Origin of the sequence: Streptomyces sp. ISL-66 (genome assembly GCF_018614135.1) — a bacterium.
GTDB lineage: Bacteria > Actinomycetota > Actinomycetes > Streptomycetales > Streptomycetaceae > Streptomyces.
Window position 1 is genome coordinate 61,136 of the sequence record NZ_JAGGOW010000032.1, and the last position, 19,610, is coordinate 80,745.

20 protein-coding genes are annotated in these 19,610 nt (G+C 70.8%); 18 read left to right on the forward strand and 2 right to left on the reverse strand.

What is annotated here, in order from left to right:
• The first annotated feature begins 49 nt into the window (after positions 1-49).
• The 14 genes from map (at position 50) to glmM (ending at position 12,475) form a co-directional block, all read left to right on the forward strand.
• The gene (gene map / locus J7E97_RS06945; protein WP_215023454.1) at positions 50-901 is read left to right on the forward strand and encodes a type I methionyl aminopeptidase; all 852 of its coding nucleotides are present in this window, start codon (positions 50-52) and stop codon (positions 899-901) included.
• Between the two features lie 215 nt (positions 902-1,116).
• A complete protein-coding gene (gene infA, locus J7E97_RS06950; protein WP_003956442.1) occupies positions 1,117-1,338 on the forward strand; it encodes a translation initiation factor IF-1 in 222 nt (73 codons plus the stop codon).
• Between the two features lie 74 nt (positions 1,339-1,412).
• On the forward strand, positions 1,413-1,526 hold the full coding sequence (rpmJ, locus tag J7E97_RS06955; RefSeq protein ID WP_003956441.1) for a 50S ribosomal protein L36: 114 nt from the start codon (positions 1,413-1,415) through the stop codon (positions 1,524-1,526).
• A gap of 201 nt (positions 1,527-1,727) precedes the next feature.
• Positions 1,728-2,108: a 30S ribosomal protein S13 gene (gene rpsM / locus J7E97_RS06960; RefSeq protein WP_053682609.1), complete on the forward strand. Its 381-nt coding sequence runs from the start codon at positions 1,728-1,730 to the stop codon at positions 2,106-2,108.
• Between the two features lie 54 nt (positions 2,109-2,162).
• Positions 2,163-2,567 carry a 30S ribosomal protein S11 gene (rpsK, locus tag J7E97_RS06965; RefSeq protein WP_006376016.1) on the forward strand — a complete coding sequence of 135 codons (405 nt, stop codon included), beginning with the start codon at positions 2,163-2,165 and terminating at the stop codon, positions 2,565-2,567.
• A gap of 156 nt (positions 2,568-2,723) precedes the next feature.
• The gene (locus J7E97_RS06970; RefSeq protein WP_215023456.1) at positions 2,724-3,746 is read left to right on the forward strand and encodes a DNA-directed RNA polymerase subunit alpha; all 1,023 of its coding nucleotides are present in this window, start codon (positions 2,724-2,726) and stop codon (positions 3,744-3,746) included.
• Between the two features lie 97 nt (positions 3,747-3,843).
• Positions 3,844-4,308 carry a 50S ribosomal protein L17 gene (rplQ, locus tag J7E97_RS06975; RefSeq protein WP_215023458.1) on the forward strand — a complete coding sequence of 155 codons (465 nt, stop codon included), beginning with the start codon at positions 3,844-3,846 and terminating at the stop codon, positions 4,306-4,308.
• Positions 4,309-4,451: 143 nt separating this feature from the next.
• Positions 4,452-5,303, forward strand: a complete 852-nt coding sequence (truA, locus tag J7E97_RS06980) for a tRNA pseudouridine(38-40) synthase TruA (protein WP_215023460.1) — start codon at positions 4,452-4,454, stop codon at positions 5,301-5,303.
• A gap of 113 nt (positions 5,304-5,416) precedes the next feature.
• The gene (locus J7E97_RS06985) at positions 5,417-6,745 is read left to right on the forward strand and encodes a hypothetical protein (protein WP_215023462.1); all 1,329 of its coding nucleotides are present in this window, start codon (positions 5,417-5,419) and stop codon (positions 6,743-6,745) included.
• 50 nt (positions 6,746-6,795) lie between these two features.
• Positions 6,796-8,415, forward strand: coding sequence for an ABC-F family ATP-binding cassette domain-containing protein (locus tag J7E97_RS06990; protein ID WP_215023464.1), 1,620 nt, complete (start codon positions 6,796-6,798; stop codon positions 8,413-8,415).
• Positions 8,416-8,480: 65 nt separating this feature from the next.
• Positions 8,481-9,740 (forward strand): glycosyltransferase family 87 protein, encoded by a 1,260-nt coding sequence (locus J7E97_RS06995; protein WP_215023466.1) that lies wholly within the window; start codon positions 8,481-8,483, stop codon positions 9,738-9,740.
• Between the two features lie 235 nt (positions 9,741-9,975).
• Entirely contained in the window at positions 9,976-10,419 is a 444-nt protein-coding gene (gene rplM, locus J7E97_RS07000) for a 50S ribosomal protein L13 (protein WP_215023468.1), read from the forward strand.
• A gap of 42 nt (positions 10,420-10,461) precedes the next feature.
• A complete protein-coding gene (gene rpsI, locus J7E97_RS07005) occupies positions 10,462-10,983 on the forward strand; it encodes a 30S ribosomal protein S9 (RefSeq protein WP_215023470.1) in 522 nt (173 codons plus the stop codon).
• A gap of 133 nt (positions 10,984-11,116) precedes the next feature.
• On the forward strand, positions 11,117-12,475 hold the full coding sequence (glmM, locus tag J7E97_RS07010; protein WP_215023472.1) for a phosphoglucosamine mutase: 1,359 nt from the start codon (positions 11,117-11,119) through the stop codon (positions 12,473-12,475).
• Between the two features lie 89 nt (positions 12,476-12,564).
• Here glmM and J7E97_RS07015 read toward each other — a convergent pair whose 3' ends face one another.
• Together J7E97_RS07015 and coaA are read right to left on the reverse strand one after the other, a co-directional pair.
• Entirely contained in the window at positions 12,565-13,521 is a 957-nt protein-coding gene (locus tag J7E97_RS07015; protein WP_215023474.1) for a DUF389 domain-containing protein, read from the reverse strand.
• 62 nt (positions 13,522-13,583) lie between these two features.
• Entirely contained in the window at positions 13,584-14,609 is a 1,026-nt protein-coding gene (gene coaA / locus J7E97_RS07020) for a type I pantothenate kinase (protein WP_251053989.1), read from the reverse strand.
• A 330-nt stretch (positions 14,610-14,939) separates the two neighbouring features.
• Between coaA and J7E97_RS07025 the strand changes: the two genes are divergently transcribed.
• The 4 genes from J7E97_RS07025 (at position 14,940) to J7E97_RS07040 (ending at position 19,538) form a co-directional block, all read left to right on the forward strand.
• On the forward strand, positions 14,940-15,707 hold the full coding sequence (locus tag J7E97_RS07025) for a hypothetical protein (RefSeq protein ID WP_215023478.1): 768 nt from the start codon (positions 14,940-14,942) through the stop codon (positions 15,705-15,707).
• Positions 15,708-15,816: 109 nt separating this feature from the next.
• Entirely contained in the window at positions 15,817-17,664 is a 1,848-nt protein-coding gene (glmS, locus tag J7E97_RS07030) for a glutamine--fructose-6-phosphate transaminase (isomerizing) (RefSeq protein WP_215023480.1), read from the forward strand.
• Positions 17,665-17,740: 76 nt separating this feature from the next.
• Positions 17,741-18,109, forward strand: coding sequence for a holo-ACP synthase (locus J7E97_RS07035; RefSeq protein WP_215023482.1), 369 nt, complete (start codon positions 17,741-17,743; stop codon positions 18,107-18,109).
• Between the two features lie 16 nt (positions 18,110-18,125).
• Positions 18,126-19,538 (forward strand): NAD(P)H-hydrate dehydratase, encoded by a 1,413-nt coding sequence (locus J7E97_RS07040; protein ID WP_215023484.1) that lies wholly within the window; start codon positions 18,126-18,128, stop codon positions 19,536-19,538.
• Positions 19,539-19,610: the final 72 nt, after the last annotated feature.

Genomic DNA, 19,610 nt, shown 5'->3' on the forward strand with positions numbered 1-19,610 from the left:
CGGCCGTACTGTTGACGCGACCCCGAACCGAAGGCGGAAGGCAATCCCCATGGTCCAGATCAAGACCCCCGAGCAGATCGCGAAGATGCGCGAGGCGGGGCTGGTCGTCGCCGCGATCCACGCGGCGACCCGTGAGGCGGCCGTGCCGGGCGCCACGACGCGGGACCTGGACATGGTGGCCCGCAAGGTCATCGCCGACGCCGGCGCCAAGTCGAACTTCCTCGGCTACGGAGGCTTCCCCGCGACCATCTGCACCTCGGTCAACGAGGTCGTCGTCCACGGCATCCCCGACGACAAGACGGTCCTGCGGGACGGCGACATCATCTCGATCGACGCCGGCGCGATCGTGGACGGCTGGCACGGCGACGCCGCGTACACCGCCTTCGTGGGCACCGGGCACGCGCCTGAGCTCCTGGAGCTCTCCCGGGTGACCGAGGAGTCCATGTGGGCGGGTATCGCCGCCATGAAGCTCGGCAACCGCCTCGTGGACATCTCCAAGGCGATCGAGACGTACATCAAGCGCCAGCCGCGTCCGACCACGGGTGAGCACAGCCTCGGCAAGTTCGGGATCATCGAGGACTACGGCGGCCACGGCATCGGTTCCGAGATGCACATGGACCCCCACCTGCTGAACTACGTCTCCCGCAAGCGGGGCAAGGGGATCAAGCTGGCCCCGGGCGTCTGCCTGGCGATCGAGCCGATGGTCTCCCTGGGCACGGCCCAGACGGAGGTCCTGGCGGACGACTGGACGGTCATCACGACGGACGGCACCTGGTCCTCGCACTGGGAGCACTCCATCGCCCTGACGGAGGAGGGTCCGATCGTGCTGACCTCCCCGGACTGCGGTAAGGCCAAGCTGGCGGAGTACGGCATCACGACCGCGCCGGACCCGTTGGGCTGAGCCGGACCCGCTCCGCGCCACGCCCAGGGGCGCCCAGCGCCACTCGCGGCGGCGCGGGCGGGGCAATGATTGATGATCTACCCTGTAGGGCACACTTTCCGGATTCGTCTTTCGGTGGGCCCTGACGTAGACTGACTCGTCGGCTCCTTTGCACCCGCATGTCCTCATGCGAAGGCGGGGGAGCTGATCAAGGTAGCCGATTCGAAAGGCGAAGCGTGGCCAAGAAGCAAGGTGCCATCGAAATCGAGGGCACCGTGATCGAGTCCCTCCCGAACGCGATGTTCAAGGTGGAACTCCAGAACGGTCACAAAGTCCTCGCGCACATCAGCGGCAAGATGCGCATGCACTACATCCGCATCCTCCCTGATGACCGGGTTGTCGTGGAGTTGTCTCCGTACGACCTGACGCGTGGCCGGATCGTCTACCGATACAAGTAGATCTTGTCTTCACTCCGGTCCGGACGTCCTGTCCTGGCACGGGTGGTGGCACTGACCCGGAGAACCTCACCAACATGAAGGTCAAGCCGAGCGTCAAGAAGATCTGCGACAAGTGCAAGGTGATCCGCCGTCACGGTCGGGTCATGGTCATCTGCGACAACCTGCGCCACAAGCAGCGCCAGGGCTGACGCACGCCGACCGACCTGCACTCACGCAGTTCTTCGCGCGACGTAAGAAAACGTACATACGCAGAACCCGCCCAGTCCTGACCAGGACCGGCGGCACCTCCGGCGGGGGCCGGGGACCCGGACGTACCACCACCCATCAGGTGTGGTCGGCGGCCGGGGTTCGGTTCTGCGGAAGACCCCCGAACACACAGGAGCCATTGAATGGCACGCGTTTCCGGTGTTGACATCCCGCGCGAAAAGCGTGTGGAGATCGCACTTACCTACGTCTTCGGTGTCGGTCGCACCCGGTCCAAGGAAATCCTTGCGGCCACCGGTGTGAACCCCGACACCCGCGTTCGTGACCTGGCCGAAGAGGACCTCGTCAAGATCCGCGAGTACGTGGACGCCAACCTCCGCACCGAGGGTGACCTCCGCCGCGAGATCCAGGCCGACATCCGTCGCAAGGTCGAGATCCAGTGCTACCAGGGTGTCCGTCACCGTCGCGGCCTGCCCGTGCACGGTCAGCGCACCAGCACGAACGCCCGTACCCGCAAGGGTCCGCGTCGCGCGATCGCCGGTAAGAAGAAGCCGGGCAAGAAGTAGTCCTGTTCAGCGGTCTTGCGCTGTAGGACCGACCACCTCCCGTAGGAGATTTAGATGCCCCCCAAGGGTCGTCAGGGCGCTGCCAAGAAGGTGCGCCGCAAGGAAAAGAAGAACGTCGCTCATGGGCACGCCCACATCAAGAGCACGTTCAACAACACCATCGTTTCGATCACGGACCCCGCGGGCAACGTGATCTCCTGGGCCTCCGCCGGCCACGTCGGCTTCAAGGGCTCGCGCAAGTCCACCCCCTTCGCCGCGCAGATGGCCGCCGAGTCGGCCGCCCGTCGCGCGCAGGAGCACGGCATGCGCAAGGTCGACGTCTTCGTCAAGGGTCCCGGCTCCGGCCGTGAGACCGCGATCCGCTCCCTCCAGGCCACCGGCCTCGAGGTCGGCTCGATCCAGGACGTCACCCCCACCCCGCACAACGGCTGCCGTCCGCCGAAGCGCCGCCGCGTCTGACGCGTCGCGCTCAGGCTTCGCACCTGTGCGTTTTTGAGTGTCCGGGCGGTACGAACTCCTCGCGGGGGACGTACCGCCCGTACCCTTGTAGTCCGCGGCCCCGTGCCGCACCCGTCGGGCGTCAAATAGTGGGCGTCCACGAATGAAGGAACACACATGCTTATCGCTCAGCGTCCGTCGCTGACCGAAGAGGTCGTCGACGAATACCGCTCGCGGTTCGTGATCGAGCCCCTCGAGCCGGGCTTCGGTTACACCCTCGGCAACTCCCTGCGCCGCACCCTGCTGTCCTCGATCCCGGGTGCCGCTGTCACCAGCATCCGCGTGGACGGCGTCCTGCACGAGTTCACCACCGTGCCGGGTGTCAAGGAAGACGTCACCGACATCATCCTCAACATCAAGCAGCTGGTCGTCTCCTCGGAGCACGACGAGCCGGTCGTGATGTACCTGCGCAAGCAGGGTCCCGGCCTGGTCACCGCTGCCGACATCGCGCCCCCGGCCGGTGTCGAGGTGCACAACCCGGACCTGGTCCTCGCCACGCTCAACGGCAAGGGCAAGCTGGAGATGGAGCTGACCGTCGAGCGCGGTCGCGGCTACGTCTCCGCCGTCCAGAACAAGCAGGTCGGCCAGGAGATCGGTCGCATTCCGATCGACTCCATCTACAGCCCGGTCCTCAAGGTCACCTACAAGGTCGAGGCGACCCGAGTCGAGCAGCGCACCGACTTCGACAAGCTGATCGTCGACGTCGAGACCAAGCAGGCCATGCGCCCGCGCGACGCCATGGCGTCCGCCGGCAAGACCCTGGTCGAGCTGTTCGGCCTGGCGCGCGAGCTCAACATCGACGCCGAGGGCATCGACATGGGCCCGTCCCCGACCGACGCGGCCCTGGCCGCCGATCTGGCGCTGCCGATCGAGGAGCTCGAGCTCACGGTCCGCTCGTACAACTGCCTCAAGCGCGAGGGCATCCACTCCGTGGGTGAGCTCGTCGCCCGCTCCGAGGCCGACCTGCTCGACATCCGCAACTTCGGTGCGAAGTCGATCGACGAGGTCAAGGCGAAGCTGGCCGGCATGGGCCTGGCCCTCAAGGACAGCCCGCCCGGATTCGACCCGACCGCCGCCGCCGACGCCTTCGGCGCCGACGACGACGCGGACGCCGGTTTCGTCGAGACCGAGCAGTACTAAGCGCCACCAGCGCGACTGAACTTTCCCGGGGCGTCCGCTCCGGGGGAACTGACACCGGTACCTGACACGGCCGGTGCAGATGTGAAGGAGTATGACCATGCCGCGTCCCGCAAAGGGTGCCCGTCTGGGCGGCAGCGCCGCGCACGAGAAGCACCTCCTCGCGAACCTCGCGAAGGCGCTCTTCGAGCACGGCCGCATCACCACCACCGAGGCCAAGGCCCGCCGCCTGCGTCCCTACGCCGAGCGTCTGGTGACCAAGGCCAAGAAGGGCGACATCCACAACCGTCGCCTGGTGCTGCAGACGATCACGGACAAGAGCATCGTGCACACGCTGTTCACCGAGATCGCCCCGCGCTACGAGAACCGCCCCGGTGGTTACACGCGCATCACCAAGATCGGCAACCGTCGTGGCGACAACGCCCCGATGGCCGTGATCGAGCTGGTCGAGGCCCTTACGGTCGCCCAGCAGGCCACTGGTGAGGCCGAGGCCGCCACCAAGCGCGCGGTCAAGGAAGCGGAGGCCGCTGAAGCTCCCGCCGCCGAGGAGACCAAGGAAGCGTGATCCGGCTTCCCCGCCGCGGCGGGGACGTACCGGAGGCCCGGTCCCGCTTCGGGATCGAGCCCGCTTGATCGGCTCTGAACGGGCCCGCCCCTTCCGGGGGCGGGCCCGTTCTGCATTTCGGCATGTCTGAAAGGATCTGTCACGTGAGTGACGAGGTGGAGCCCGGACACGTCCGGGTCAGGCTGGACCTGAGCTACGACGGCAAGGACTTCTCCGGCTGGGCGAAGCAGCGGGTGCTGCGGACCGTCCAGGGCGAGCTGGAGTCGGCCCTGCGGACCGTCATGAGGCTTCCGGACCCGGTCGAGCTGACCGTGGCCGGGCGCACCGACGCGGGCGTGCACGCGCGCGGGCAGGTCGCGCAGTTCGACGTGCGCGACGAGGTGTGGGCCGAGCACCAGGACAAGCTGCTGCGCCGGCTCGCCGGCCGGCTGCCGCACGACGTACGGGTGTGGAAGGCCGCCGAGGCCCCGGCCGGCTTCAACGCGCGGTTCTCGGCGATCTGGCGCCGCTACGCCTACCGCGTCGGCGACCACCAGGCCGGGGTGGACCCGCTGCGCCGCGGCCACGTGCTGTGGCACCAGTGGCCCCTCGACGTGGACGCCATGAACGAGGCCGCCGCCGCGCTGGTCGGGGAGCACGACTTCGCCGCGTACTGCAAGAAGCGCGAAGGGGCCACGACGATCCGTACGCTCCAGCAGCTCTCCTGGGAGCGGGGCGAGGACGGGATCGTCACCGCCACCGTCCGGGCCGACGCCTTCTGCCACAACATGGTCCGCTCGCTCGTGGGCGCCCTGCTGCACGTCGGAGACGGCCACCGGCCGACCGACTGGCCCGGGAAGGTGCTCGGGGCCGCCGTACGGGATTCCTCGGTGCACGTGGTCAAGCCGCACGGGCTGACGCTGGAGGAGGTCGGCTACCCGGCCGACGAGCTCCTCGCCGCGCGCAGCAAGGAGGCGCGCAACCTTCGCACCCTCCCCGGAGCGGGCTGCTGCTGACCGGCCGCGTTGCCGTTTCGTGATCATGAGGGCCGCAACCATGGCGCCGTTCGTCGGTCTGTGTGAGGGAGGGCCTGAGGCCCTCCCTCGGGGATCGACGGCAGGGATGGTCTGTGAAGAAGTTCGATGTCGGTGCCGCTGTGCGCCGTACCGCCGGTGTGCTGGGGGCGGGGGCCCTGGTCCTCATTGGAATGGCGGTGCCGGCCCAGGCCGACGCCCCTCTCCCGCGTGAGAACGACTTCGGGTTCCACGGCCACAAGGACATCAAGAAGCAGACGAAGGCCGGGGAGAAGCAGAGCCTGCAGTTCGGTTTCACCAACGCGAGCGGGCGGGCGGCCGACGGCGCGCTCGTGGTGCTCAAGCAGGGACCGGGTCTCGCGTACGACGAGAAGTTCTCCAACTGCGAGTACGTCGACGGCGGGGCGGGCTACTTCGCCAAGTACACGATCTGCTCGTTCAAGGGGAACTTCGAGGCGGGTGCCTCGTACGCGTTCGACAAGAAGCTGACGCTGACCACGCTGCCGACGGCCTTCGTCGACTTCTTCGCGGCGTCCGCGTTCCCCGACACCCCCGCGATCCGCGAGAAGCTGCACAAGGAAGCGAAGTACACGCCCGGAAGCGGCCCCGAGCTCACCGTCACCCGGACCGACGCCTTCAGCGCCGCGGCGGGCGAGCACGGCGAGGACACGGTCTCCGCGGTGGGCAACCGCGCGGACTTCAGCGTCACGGGCGCCACGGGCGAGGGCGCCCCGGGCAGTACGGTCCCGCTGGAATTCGGCTGGCGCAACGACGGCCCGGCGACGATCACGGAGCCCTGGGACTTCAGCACGGTCGCGACCGTCGAGGTCCTGCTGCCCAAGGGCGTGACGATGGCCGACGGGTGCACCGCCCACGACGAGACGTCCGAGGGCGGCGGGAAGGGCCTGGTCTGGTACGCCTGCGGCGGCCCCTCGGGCTGGCAGGTCCCGGCGAACACGGGCGGCCGGGGCAAGCTGAAGGTGAAGATCGACGAGGGCGTGGCCAAGGGCGAGCTCGTCGGTGAGGTGAAGTGGAGCACGCGACCGCTGCCGCACCACATGCGGCTCGGGACGTTCGACGACACCCCGGCGAACAACTCCGCCAAGCTCGTCCTCAAGGTGACCGGCTCCGGGAGCGGCGGGACCGTGACCCCGGGGCCGTCCGTGACCCCTTCGGGCAAGGGCGAGCCCCCGGCGACCCCGTCGTCCTCCGCCGCCGGTACGCCGGCCCCGCCGACGCCGTCCGCGAGCGCGACGGTGACCGTGACGGCGACCGCGACCCCGGGCGTCGTCGCCCGGGGCGGCAGCGGCGGCGGGCTCGCCCGCACCGGTACGAGCGCACTCGCCGTCGGCGGTGCCGGGGCTGTGGCGGTCGGGCTCGGCGGTGCTCTGTGGATCATGGCTCGAAAGCGCCGGGTCGCCTGACACGGGCAATCCGTTTGGGTGTGTCCCGTGCGGGGCTGTTGAATGCCCGCATGGGACATCTCGAAGCCAGCCACCTGGAGTACTACCTTCCCGACGGGCGGGTTCTGCTCCCCGACGTCTCCTTCCGGGTGGGGGAGGGGTCGGTCGTCGCCCTCGTGGGGGCGAACGGGGCCGGCAAGACGACCCTGCTGAAGCTGATCTCCGGTGACCTCCAGCCGCACGGCGGCGGGGTCACCGTCTCCGGGGGCCTCGGAGTGATGTCGCAGTTCGTGGGCTCGGTCCGCGACGAGACGACCGTACGGGACCTGCTGGTCTCGGTGGCCCAGCCGCGGATCCGGGAGGCCGCCGAGGCGGTGGACCGGGCCGAGCAGCTGATCCTGACGGTGGACGACGAGGCCGCCCAGATGGCGTACGCGCAGGCGCTCAGCGACTGGGCCGACGTACAGGGCTACGAGGCGGAGACGCTCTGGGACGTCTGCACCATGGCCGCGCTGGGGATCCCGTACGACTCGGCGCAGTTCCGCGAGGTGCGCACGCTGTCGGGCGGTGAGCAGAAGCGGCTGGTCCTGGAGGCGCTGCTGCGCGGGCCGGACGAGGTGCTGCTGCTCGATGAGCCGGACAACTACCTCGACGTCCCCGGCAAGCGGTGGCTGGAGGAGCAGCTGAAGGCCACCCGCAAGACGGTGCTGTTCATCTCGCACGACCGGGAGCTGCTGACCCAGGCCGCCCAGAAGATCATCAGCCTGGAGCCGGGCCCCATGGGCACGGACGTGTGGGTGCACGGAGCCGGCTTCGCCACGTACCACGACGCCCGCAAGGAGCGCTTCGCGCGCTTCGAGGAGCTCAAGCGGCGCTGGGACGAGGAGCACGCCCGGCTGCGGGCCCTGGTGCTGCGGCTGCGGAACCAAGCGGCGAGCAGCCCCGACATGGCCTCGCGCTACCGGGCGATGCAGACCCGCTTCCAGAAGTTCGAGGAGGCCGGGCCGCCGCCGGAGCCGCCGCGCGAGCAGGACATCCGGATGCGGCTCAAGGGCGGGCGTACGGGCGTGCGCGCGCTCACCGTCGAGAACCTCGAGCTGACCGGGCTGATGAAGCCGTTCTCGCTGGAGGTCTTCTACGGGGAGCGGGTCGCGGTCCTCGGCTCGAACGGTTCCGGCAAATCGCACTTCCTGCGCCTGATGGCGGGCGAGGACGTCAAGCACACGGGTACGTGGAAGCTCGGCGCCCGGGTGGTCCCCGGCCACTTCGCGCAGACCCACGCCCACCCCGAGCTGTTCGGCCGCACGCTCGTCGACATCCTGTGGACGGAGGCGGCGAAGCCGCTCGGCGCGGCGATGGGCGCCCTGCGCCGCTACGAGCTGGAGCGGCAGGCGGACCAGCCGTTCGAGAAGCTCTCGGGAGGCCAGCAGGCGCGGTTCCAGATCCTGCTGCTGGAGCTGGCGGGAACGACGGCGCTGCTCCTGGACGAGCCGACGGACAACCTGGACCTGGAGTCCGCGGAGGCCCTGCAGGACGGGCTGGAGGCGTACGACGGCACTGTGTTGTGCGTCACCCACGACCGGTGGTTCGCCCGCACATTTGACCGTTATCTGGTCTTCGGTTCGGACGGTGTCGTGCGGGAGACTACGGAGCCCGTCTGGGACGAACGTAGGGTCGAGCGCAAGCGCTAGGGGGAGACCGCCCCCCGGCTTGGTCGAGGGGACTGGTTGTGGGGCTGCGGCCTAGTGTCTGGGTCATGAAGTGGGACAGCCCGTCCTCCTGGGACCGCGGGGTGGAGTGGCTGTTGCGGCCCGCACCCCGGTCCTGGCGGGCCGTGGCACTGGTGATCCTGCTGTCCGTGGCGGTTTCGGCGAGCCTGCGGGTGAACTGGGGCTCCGACAACGCCTTCGTCGTCAAGGCGGCGGACGCCCTGCTCGCGGGGGTGTCCCCGTACGAGGACAAGCGGTTCCTCTACCTGCCCAGTGCCGTGATCATGGCCATTCCCGAGGCGCTGCTGCCGACGCCCCTGCTGCGCTGCGTGCTGCCGCTGGGGATGACCGGGCTGGTGGGCCTGGGCTGGTGGGCGGCGCTGCGGCTGTTCTCGGTGCCGGTGCGCTCGCGGCTGGCGGTCGGCGGTTTCGGGCTGTTCGCGCTGGCCTACAAGCCGTACGTCAACCTCGTGCTGATCGGGAACTGGACCGCGATCTCGGTCGCCGCCCTGCCGGTGGCGCTGCTGCTGGCGCACCGGCGGTCCTGGGGGGCCGCCGGGCTGGTGGTGGGCCTGGCCATCGCGTGCAAGCCGATGCTGGTGCCGATCGGGCTGCTCTTCGTGCTGGCGCGCCAGTGGCGGGGGCTGGCCGTGGCGGTGGGCGTGCCGGTCGGGCTGTCGCTGGCGGGGGCGCTGATGATGCCGCACCCGATGCTGTTCTTCACCAAGACGCTGCCGTTCCTGCTGCAGGGCCAGGACTCCTACGCGCTGCCGTGGGACGCCTCGCCGATCGCGGCGCTGCCGAGGCTGGGGGTGCCGGAGCCGCTGGCGGTGCTGCTGTCCTTCGCGGGGGCCGGGTGCGGGCTGTGGGCGGTGTGGCGGCGCTGGCGCCGTCCGGTCGCCCTGGACGGCGACGGGGGCGAGCTGCGGCTGGTGGAGACGGCCTGCATGGTGATGCTCGCCGCATTCCTGGTCTCGCGGCCGTCCTTCGACCACTACCTGCTGGTGGTGCTCCCGCTGCTGCTGGCTTCGGGGGTGCGGGCGGGTTCGATGCCGCGCTCGCCCTGGTTCTGGCTGGCCCTGGTGCCCCAGGCGGCGGGCATCCCGTGGCCCTCGGAGTTCGAGCACAAGAGGCGGGCGTTCCGGGACATGGTGACCCTGTGCTCGCTCGCCGGACTGCTCGCGCGGCGTTCGCTGCGGCCGATCCGGGTTACGCTGGAAGTCGTACGAACTGCGGGGTCCCCACCCAGGACCGATCCGGAGTGCACCGCGAAGCCGGTAGAGACGGCTTCGCGGACCGCGTTTTGACCCTTCCAGGTCTTCACGGGTATCCTGCTGGTTCGTTATGCGTATTGGCTTGCTCATTCTCACGTGAATTGGCCTTACGCCGGTCCACCGGGCCGATGACCAGCGGTACACACGGGTTGCGTCCCCGATGTGAACCAGGGCTGTCGTGATCGTCCGTGGTGACCCATGTCAGGACCCGTCCCTTCGGGCTCACCCCCCGGGGATGACCCACCACTGAAGAAGCGAAGGCATACGCGTGCGTACGTTCAGCCCCAAGCCCGGCGACATCTCGCGCCAGTGGCTCGTCATCGACGCCCAGGACGTTGTCCTCGGCCGTCTGGCGACCCAGGCCGCTGCCCTCCTGCGCGGCAAGCACAAGCCGACTTACGCCCCCCACATGGACATGGGCGACCACGTCATCATCGTCAACGCCGACAAGGTTCACCTGTCCGGCAACAAGGCGACCCAGAAGATGGCGTACCGCCACTCTGGTTACCCGGGTGGTCTCCGCTCGGTGCGTTACGACGACCTCCTCGCGAACAACCCGGAGAAGGCCGTCGAGAAGGCCATCAAGGGCATGCTCCCCAAGAACACCCTGGGCCGTCAGATGCTCTCGAAGCTGAAGGTCTACTCGGGCGACACGCACCCCCACGCTGCCCAGCAGCCGGTGCCGTTCGAGATCACCCAGGTCGCGCAGTAGTTCCGGCCACCCCCTAAGACGTAGAAAATTCTGAGGAGCATCGTGGCCGAGACCACCGCCGAGACGACCCCCGTCGAAGAGTTCGAGGGCAACGTCGAGGAGTACACCACCGAGTCCGAGGCCGTAGTCGAGGGCGACTACACCTCCGAGTCCCTTGCCGGTCGCTTCGGCGACCCCCAGCCGGCCGCCGGCCTGGGCCGTCGCAAGAACGCCATCGCCCGCGTCCGGATCGTTCCGGGCACCGGCAAGTGGAAGATCAACGGTCGCACCCTTGAGGACTACTTCCCCAACAAGGTGCACCAGCAGGAAGTCAACGAGCCGTTCAAGCTGCTCGAGCTCGACAACCGCTACGACGTCATCGCCCGCATCTCGGGTGGCGGCGTGTCCGGCCAGGCCGGCGCCCTGCGCCTCGGCGTGGCCCGTGCGCTGAACGAGGCGGACGTGGACAACAACCGCCCGGCGCTGAAGAAGGCCGGCTTCCTCTCCCGCGACGACCGTGCGGTCGAGCGCAAGAAGGCCGGTCTCAAGAAGGCCCGTAAGGCTCCGCAGTACAGCAAGCGTTAATCTGCGCCAGCTGTTCAGCACGACACCGCCCCGGCAGCACTCTGTGTGCTGCCGGGGCGGTTCGTTTCCCGCCAAAAGCGGCAAATAATCGGCACAGCTGCTCACAGCGAAGTGCGAACTCGGGAGGACAACAGTGGGACGACTCTTCGGGACGGACGGCGTACGGGGCGTCGCCAACGCGGATCTGACGGCCGAGCTCGCGCTCGGCCTCTCCGTGGCGGCCGCACACGTACTGGCCGAGGCCGGGACCTTTGCGGGCCATCGGGCCACCGCCGTCGTCGGCCGGGACCCCCGGGCCTCGGGCGAATTCCTGGAGGCCGCAGTCGTCGCGGGCCTCGCGAGCGCGGGCGTGGACGTCCTGCGCGTCGGTGTGCTGCCCACCCCGGCGGTGGCGTATCTCACCGGTGCGCTGGGCGCCGACCTCGGTGTCATGCTCTCGGCCAGCCACAACGCGATGCCGGACAACGGGATCAAGTTCTTCGCGCGCGGCGGCCACAAGCTCGCCGACGAGCTGGAGGACCGGATCGAGTCGGTCTACGAGGACCACCGCACGGGCGCGCCCTGGGCACGGCCGACGGGTGCCGGCGTCGGCCGCGTCTCCGACTACGACCAGGGCTTCGACAAGTACGTCGCCCACCTCATGGGTGTCCTGCCCAACCGCCTCGACGGCCTCAAGGTCGTCCTGGACGAGGCGCACGGCGCGGCCGCCTTCGTCTCGCCCGAGGCCTTCGCCCGGGCCGGCGCGGAGATCATCACCATCGGCGCCGAGCCCGACGGCCTGAACATCAACGACGGCTGCGGCTCCACCCACCTCGGCCTGCTCAAGCAGGCCGTCGTCGAGCACGGGGCCGACCTCGGCATCGCGCACGACGGGGACGCGGACCGCTGCCTCGCGGTGGACGCGAACGGGGAAGAGATCGACGGCGACCAGATCCTCGCGGTGCTGGCCCTGGCCATGCGCGAGTCCGGGCACCTGCGCGAGGACACCGTGGTCGCCACCGTGATGTCCAACCTGGGCTTCAAGCTGGCCATGGAGTCCGAGGGCATCCACGTCGTGCAGACCGGGGTCGGCGACCGGTACGTCCTGGAGTCGATGAAGGAGCACGGGTACGCGCTGGGCGGCGAGCAGTCCGGCCACGTGATCATCCTCGACCACGCCACCACCGGCGACGGCACCCTGACCGGCCTGATGCTGGGCGCGCGCCTCGCGGCCACCGGCAAGTCGCTCGCGGAGCTGGCCGGCGTCATGGACCGGCTGCCGCAGGTCCTGGTCAACGTCCCCGACGTGGACAAGTCCCGCGTCACGACCTCGGCCGAGCTGGCCGCCGCCGTCGCCGACGCGGAGCGGGAGCTGGGCACGACCGGGCGCGTACTGCTGCGTTCCTCGGGCACGGAGCCGCTCGTTCGGGTGATGGTGGAAGCCGCCGACATCGAGCAGGCCCGCGCGGTCGCGGGGCGCCTGGCGGACGTGGTGAAGTCCGCGCTGGGCTAGAACCCGCGGACCTGGCGGACGGCCCCGCCGTACGAAGTCTCGAAGCTTCGTACGGCGGGGCCGTCCGCTTACCCGGAGCCTCCCGGGCTTCAGGCCTTGGGCGGCGCCGGCCTGCGGTTCCAGCGGCCGCGCTGGGTGCGCCAGAGGAGCTTTTGAGCGAGCAGGGTCAGTACGCCGGCCAGCACGATCCCGAACAGGTTCAGGAGCAGCTGCTCCGCCGAACCCCACATCTGCGCGAGGTCCCCGTAGCTCAGGGCCACGGCGGCGTTGGCGGCGGCCGGGACCGTGGTCACCGAGATCGCGACGCCGACCAGCGCACCGGACTTCGCCGAGGTCAGGGAGAGCACTCCGGCCGCGCCGGCGAGCAGCGCCACGACGAAGGAGAACGGGTCCGGCTGCCAGATGAAGCTGGTGCTCGGGCGCGGATCGTCCAGCATCCCCTGGTCGAACAGGTCGAGGGCGTCCATCACCAGGCTGAAGACGGTGGTGGCGGCCATCGCGGCCGCGAAGCCGACGATCAGGGCGAGCAGGGACCGCGCGGCCAGCCGGGGGGCCCGCTGCACCAGGCCGGTGCACACGCCCGCGAGCGGGCCGAACTCCGGGCCCACGGCCATCGCGCCCACGATCAGGACGGCGTTGTCGAGGACCACGCCGCAGGCCGCGATCATCGTAGCGATGATCATGAAGGCGCTGTAGGTGATGGTGAGCGTGGACTCCTCGTGGGTCGCCCCGCTCAGCTGCTCCCACAGGACGGCGTCGGCGCCCTCTCCGGGTGCCTCCTCCTCGGCCCGCTCGGCGCGCACCGACAGGGAGAGGTCGATGGCGCCGACCGCGATCGAGCCGTCCCGGTCGATGCCGAGCTCCCGGAGCGCGTGGAGGAGCTCGTCGCCCGCCTCGCGCGCCACGTCACACGTGACGATGTCGCCCGGGGGGATGCGGGCCGCGCCGGGCAGCACCACCAGGTGGGTGGTGCCGACCGTCTCCTCGACGATGCGGACCACGGCGTCCGTCCGGTCGGCCGGGATGATCATCCGTACGTGCAGCATGGCCGCACAGTAGTCCTACTCGTGGTCCTGGTGCTGGTGCCGTGGCCTTCCCGGTTGCGGCACTAGAGCTTGCGGAGGCTGAGCTTTTGCACCTTGTGGTCGGGGCCCTTGCGGACGACGAGGGTGGCGCGGCCGCGGGTGGGGGCCACGTTCTCCAGGAGGTTGGGCTTGTTGATCGTCCGCCACATCGTCTGCGCGTACTCCAGCGCCTCCTCCTCGGAGACCTGGGTGTACTTGCGGAAGTAGGAGAAGGGGTTCTGGAACGCCGTCTCGCGCAGCTTGCGGAAGCGGTTGAGGTACCAGCGCTCGATGTCCTCGGGGCGGGCGTCCACGTACACGCTGAAGTCGAAGTAGTCGGCGAGGCCCACCCGGGTGCGGCCGTCCTTGCCGGGCAGGGCCGGCTGGAGGACGTTGAGCCCCTCGACGATCAGGATGTCCGGGCGGCGCACGACGAGCTGCTCGCCGGGCACGATGTCGTAGATCAGGTGGGAGTAGACGGGGGCCGTGACCTCGTCCTTGCCGGCCTTGATATCGGCGACGAAGCGGGTCAGCGCGCGGCGGTCGTACGACTCGGGGAAGCCCTTGCGGGCGGTCAGCCCGCGCCGCTGGAGCTCCTTCATCGGGTAGAGGAAGCCGTCGGTGGTGACCAGTTCCACGCGCGGGTGCTCCGGCCAGCGGGCCAGCAGGGCCTGGAGGAGGCGGGCCACGGTGGACTTGCCGACCGCGACCGAGCCGGCGACCCCTATGACGAAGGGGGTGCCCTGCTGGGCGCCGTGGCCGTTGCCGGCGTCGCCGAGGAAGGTGTTCAGGGTGCCGCGGAGGTTGCTGGTGGCGCCGACGTACAGGTTCAGCAGCCGGGAGAGCGGCAGGTAGACGTCCCGGACCTCGTCGAGGTCGATGACGTCGCCGAGCCCGCGCAGCCGCTCGACCTCGTCGGCCGTCAGCGGGAGCGGGGTCCGCTCGCGCAGGGCGCTCCACTCGGCGCGGGTGAGGTCTACGTAGGGGGAGGCCTCGTGGCCCCGGCGGCGTGTGGGGTGCGGGGCGTTCGCGGGGTGCGCGGGGTGCTCCGATCCGTCGGGGCGCTCCATTGCGCTGTCCGGCGTGCTTCGTGGCGGCGAAGTGATCACAGGGCCATTGTCGGGGCTAGCGGGCCGTTGTGGGTGGTGTGGTCGGTCACGTGGGGGCGGACCCCATGGCCCGGGACGTACGGGTCGTACGGGTCGTACCGGGTGCGGTCTCGATCGGAGGGCTCTGGGGTCTCATCGCCGTCACGATGCGCGGGGCGCGCGAATTGAGGGGGACGCCGGACGTGCGTTCCCGTACGGTGTTGATCACCGCAGCTCGTGACGGCGTCCCCTTCGGGGCGCCGCGGCCCGCTGCCCATGTCCCGTAGTCGTATTCCGTGGGGGAACCGCATCATGCGCACCGCTCTCGTCCGCCGTACCGTCCTGTCCGCCTCGGCCCTGTCGCTGGCGCTGCTCGCCACCGCGTGCGGCTCCGACACGTCGGACGCGAAGGATGACACCAAGGCGTCCGCCCCGGCTTCCGCCGCGGCCCCGGCGGCCAAGGGCAAGACGGACGCCGAGCTCGGCGGCCTGCTCCTGGTCCAGGCGGACCTGCCCGACCACGTCCTCAAGGCCGCCACGCCGGAGGAGGCCAAGGCCGGCGACGGGTCCACCAGCGACAAGCCCGCGTGCCTCCCGCTGGTGAAGGCGCAGTCCATGTCCGCGCTGGGCACCTCCACCGGCACCGCGCGGGTCAAGGCCGTCGCGAAGGGCAAGGAGCCGGCGGCGGGCGCGAGCGCGGAGGAGAAGCTGAAGGCCGGCATGGACGCCCTCGGCGCGACCGCCACCGCCGTCACCCTGCAGTCGTACGACGGCAAGGGCGCCGCCGAGGCCTTCGCCGGGCTGAAGAGCGCCGGCACGGCGTGCGCTGGTGGCTACACGGCCAGCCAGGCGGGCGAGTCCGGCAAGATCACGAAGGTCAGCCCCGGGGCCCCGGTCACCGCGGGGGACGAGGCGCTCGCCTACACCATCGACGCCGACCTGGACGGCGAGTCGATCTCGACGCAGCTCGTGGTCGTGCGCAAGGGCAACACCCTCGCCACCTTCTCGGCCCTGAGCCTCGCCGGCACCGCCGAGCAGCCGACGGCCGTCGTCGCGGCGCAGGTGAAGAAGCTCGCCTGACGCTCCGCTCGAACACGCGTCGAACCCGCCCCGGCACATGCGCCGGGGCGGGTTTTTCGTCTTGTTCAGGTACCGGGCAGGAAGCCAACTACGGCGTACCCTGCGGCTTATGTGCGGAATCGTGGGTTACGTGGGAGCGCAGTCGGCGCTCGATGTGGTCATTGCCGGACTCAAGCGGCTGGAGTACCGCGGCTACGACTCGGCGGGTGTCGCCGTGCTCGCCGACGGGGGACTCACCGCCGTCAAGAAGGCCGGCAAGCTGGTCAATCTGGAGAAGGAACTGGTCGGGCACCCCCTCCCCGCCGGTTCCACGGGGATCGGACACACCCGGTGGGCCACCCATGGCGGGCCCACCGACGTCAACGCCCACCCGCACCTCGACAACGCGGGGCGCGTGGCCGTCGTGCACAACGGCATCATCGAGAACTTCGCCGCGCTGCGCGCCGAGCTCGCCGAGCGCGGGCACCGGCTGGAGTCCGAGACGGACACCGAGGTCGTGGCGCACCTGCTGGCGGAGCGGTTCTCCTCCACCGGTGACCTCTCGGAGGCGATGCGGCAGGTGTGCCGGCTGCTGGAGGGCGCCTTCACGCTGGTGGCGGTCCACGCCGACGACCCGGACGTGGTGGTCGGCGCGCGCCGCAATTCGCCGCTGGTGGTGGGCGTCGGGGAGGACGAGAACTTCCTCGCCTCGGACGTGGCCGCCTTCATCGCCCACACCCGGTCCGCGATCGAGCTGGGGCAGGACCAGGTCGTCGAGCTCCGCCGCGACGGTGTCACGGTGACCAACTTCGACGGTTCGCCCGCGACCGTACGGGCGTACCACGTGGACTGGGACGCCTCGGCCGCCGAGAAGGGGGGCTACGACTACTTCATGCTCAAGGAGATCGCCGAGCAGCCGAAGGCCGTCGCCGACACCCTCCTGGGCAGGATCGACGCGAGCGGCCTGCTGACCCTCGACGAGGTGCGCATCCCCGACTCGGTGCTGCGCGAGGTCGACAAGGTCGTGATCGTGGCGTGCGGTACGGCGTACCACGCGGGCATGATCGCGAAGCTGGCCATCGAGCACTGGACCCGCATCCCGTGCGAGACGGAGCTGGCCAGCGAGTTCCGCTACCGGGACCCGATCCTGGACCAGCGGACGCTGGTGATCGCGATCTCGCAGTCCGGCGAGACCATGGACACCCTCATGGCGCTGCGCCACGCGCGCGAGCAGGGCGCCAAGGTGCTGGCCATCTGCAATACGAACGGATCGACGATCCCGCGCGAGTCGGACGCCGTGCTCTACACGCACGCGGGACCCGAGGTGGCCGTCGCCTCGACCAAGGCGTTCCTGACCCAGCTGGTGGCCTGCTACCTGGTCGCCCTGTACCTCGGGCAGGTCCGGGGCACGAAGTGGGGCGACGAGATCCGGGCGGTCATCCGGGAGCTGTCGGACATCGCCGCGGCGGTGGACACCGTACTGGAGACGATGGAGCCGGTACGGGAGCTCGCGCGCTCCCTGGCCGACAAGAACACGGTGCTGTTCCTGGGGCGGCACGTCGGCTACCCGGTGGCGCTGGAGGGCGCGCTGAAGCTCAAGGAGCTGGCGTACATGCACGCTGAGGGCTTCGCGGCGGGCGAGCTCAAGCACGGGCCGATCGCGCTGATCGAGAAGGATCTGCCGGTGGTGGTCGTCGTACCGTCGCCGCGCGGGCGCTCGGTGCTGCACGACAAGATCGTGTCGAACATCCAGGAGATCCGGGCGCGCGGGGCGCGGACCATCGTGATCGCCGAGGAGGGCGACGAGGCGGTGGTCCCCTACGCCGACCACCTCATCCGCATCCCGGCCACCCCGACGCTGCTCCAGCCGCTGGTGGCGACCGTGCCGCTGCAGGTCTTCGCGTGCGAGCTGGCGACGGCCCGGGGCAACGAGGTGGACCAGCCGCGTAACCTCGCCAAGTCGGTGACCGTGGAGTGAGCGCGGCGAACGGAGCGGGTCGCCGACAATGGGGCACGGTCGGTGACGGTGAAGTGAGCGAAGCGAGTCTGTAGTTGTGATTATCGGTGTGGGGATTGACGTTGCCGAGATCGAGCGGTTCGGCGCCGCGCTGGAGCGGACGCCGGCCCTGGCGCAACGACTGTTCGTCGACGCCGAGTTGACCCTGCCGGGCGGTGAGCGGCGCGGGACGGCCTCGCTCGCCGCCCGGTTCGCCGCCAAGGAGGCGCTCGCCAAGGCGCTCGGCGCGCCCGGCGGACTGCTGTGGACCGACGCCGAGGTGTACGTGGAGGAGAGCGGGCAGCCGCGGCTGCGGGTGGCCGGGACGGTCCAGGCGCGGGCTGCGGAGCTGGGCGTCCGGTCCTGGCACCTCTCGCTCAGCCACGACGCCGGTGTCGCCTCCGCGGTGGTGATCGCCGAGGGATAGCGGGCAGGGTGGTCCCATGCGAACTGCTTACAGCGTGGAGACCGTACGGGCCGCCGAGCGGGAGCTGATGGCGCGGCTGCCCGAAGGCGCCCTGATGCGACGGGCGGCGGCCGGACTGGCCGCCGTCTGCGCCCGGCTGCTGCCCCGGGTGTACGGGGCGCGGGTCGTGCTCCTGGTCGGCTCCGGGGACAACGGCGGCGACGCGCTGTACGCCGGCGCGCGCCTGGCCCGGCGCGGTGCCGGGGTGACGGCGGTGCCGGTGGATCCCTCCCGGGTGCACCCGGGCGGGCTGGCCGCGCTGCTGGCCGCCGGCGGCCGCCTCGACCCGGCGGTGCCCCCGGGGGCGGATCTCGTCGTGGACGGGCTCGTCGGGATCGGCGGCCGGGGCGGGCTGCGGCCGGCCGCGGCGGCGCTCGTGGAGCGGATCCCGGCGGGCGCGGTGGTGGTCGCGGTGGACCTGCCGAGCGGGGTGGACGCGGACACCGGGGAGGTGGCGGCGGGGACGGCCGTACGGGCCGACGTCACCGTGACCTTCGGGGCGTACAAGCCGGGACTGCTCATCGCCCCGGGGGCCTCGCGGGCCGGCGTGGTGCACCTGGTGGACATCGGGCTGGAGTTCCCCGGGCCGCCGGAGGCGGAGGCCTTGCAGCACGCGGACGTGGCGCGGCTGCTGCCGGAGCCGACGGAGACGAGCGACAAGTACCGGCGGGGCGTGGTCGGGATCGTCGCCGGGTCGGCGCGCTATCCGGGTGCGGCGGTGCTCGCGGTGGCGGGGGCCCTGCGCGGAGGTGCGGGCGCGGTGCGGTACGTGGGACCGGCGGCGGTCGCGGAGGCCGTGCTGGCGCGCTACCCGGAGACGCTGATCGGGCCCGGCCGGGTCCAGGCGTGGGTGGTCGGCCCGGGGCTCGGCGACGAGGGCGGCGCGGAGGTCCTGGCGAAGCCCCTCGCGCAGCCGGTGCCGGTACTGGTGGACGCGGACGGCCTGCGCGGCCTGGACCCCGGGGCGCTGCGGGCACGGACGGCGCCGACCCTGCTGACCCCGCACGCGGGGGAGGCGGCGGCGCTGCTCGGGGTCCCGCGCGAAGAGGTGGAGGCGGGGCGGCTGGCGGCGGCGCGGCGGCTGGCGGCGCGGTACGGGGCGACGGTGCTGCTGAAGGGCTCGACGACGGTGGTGTCCTCCCCCTCGGGGGAGACCGTACGGGTCAACCCGACGGGCACGGCCTGGCTGGCGACCGCCGGGAGCGGGGACGTGCTGTCGGGGCTGGGCGGATCGCTGCTGGCGGCGGGCCTGTCGGCGGTCGACGCCGGATCGGTGGCGGCGTACCTGCACGGGCTGGCGGGGCGGCGGGCGTCCGCCGGTGCTCCCGCGCTGGCGCACGGGGTGGCGCGGGCCCTGCCCTCGGCCTGGCGGGACGTCAGGTCGGGCTGACGGGGACCGGGACGCGCGGTCCCGGGGCGGAGTCCCGGGGGAGCGGCCGCACGGGTCCGGGAGTGGGCTCAC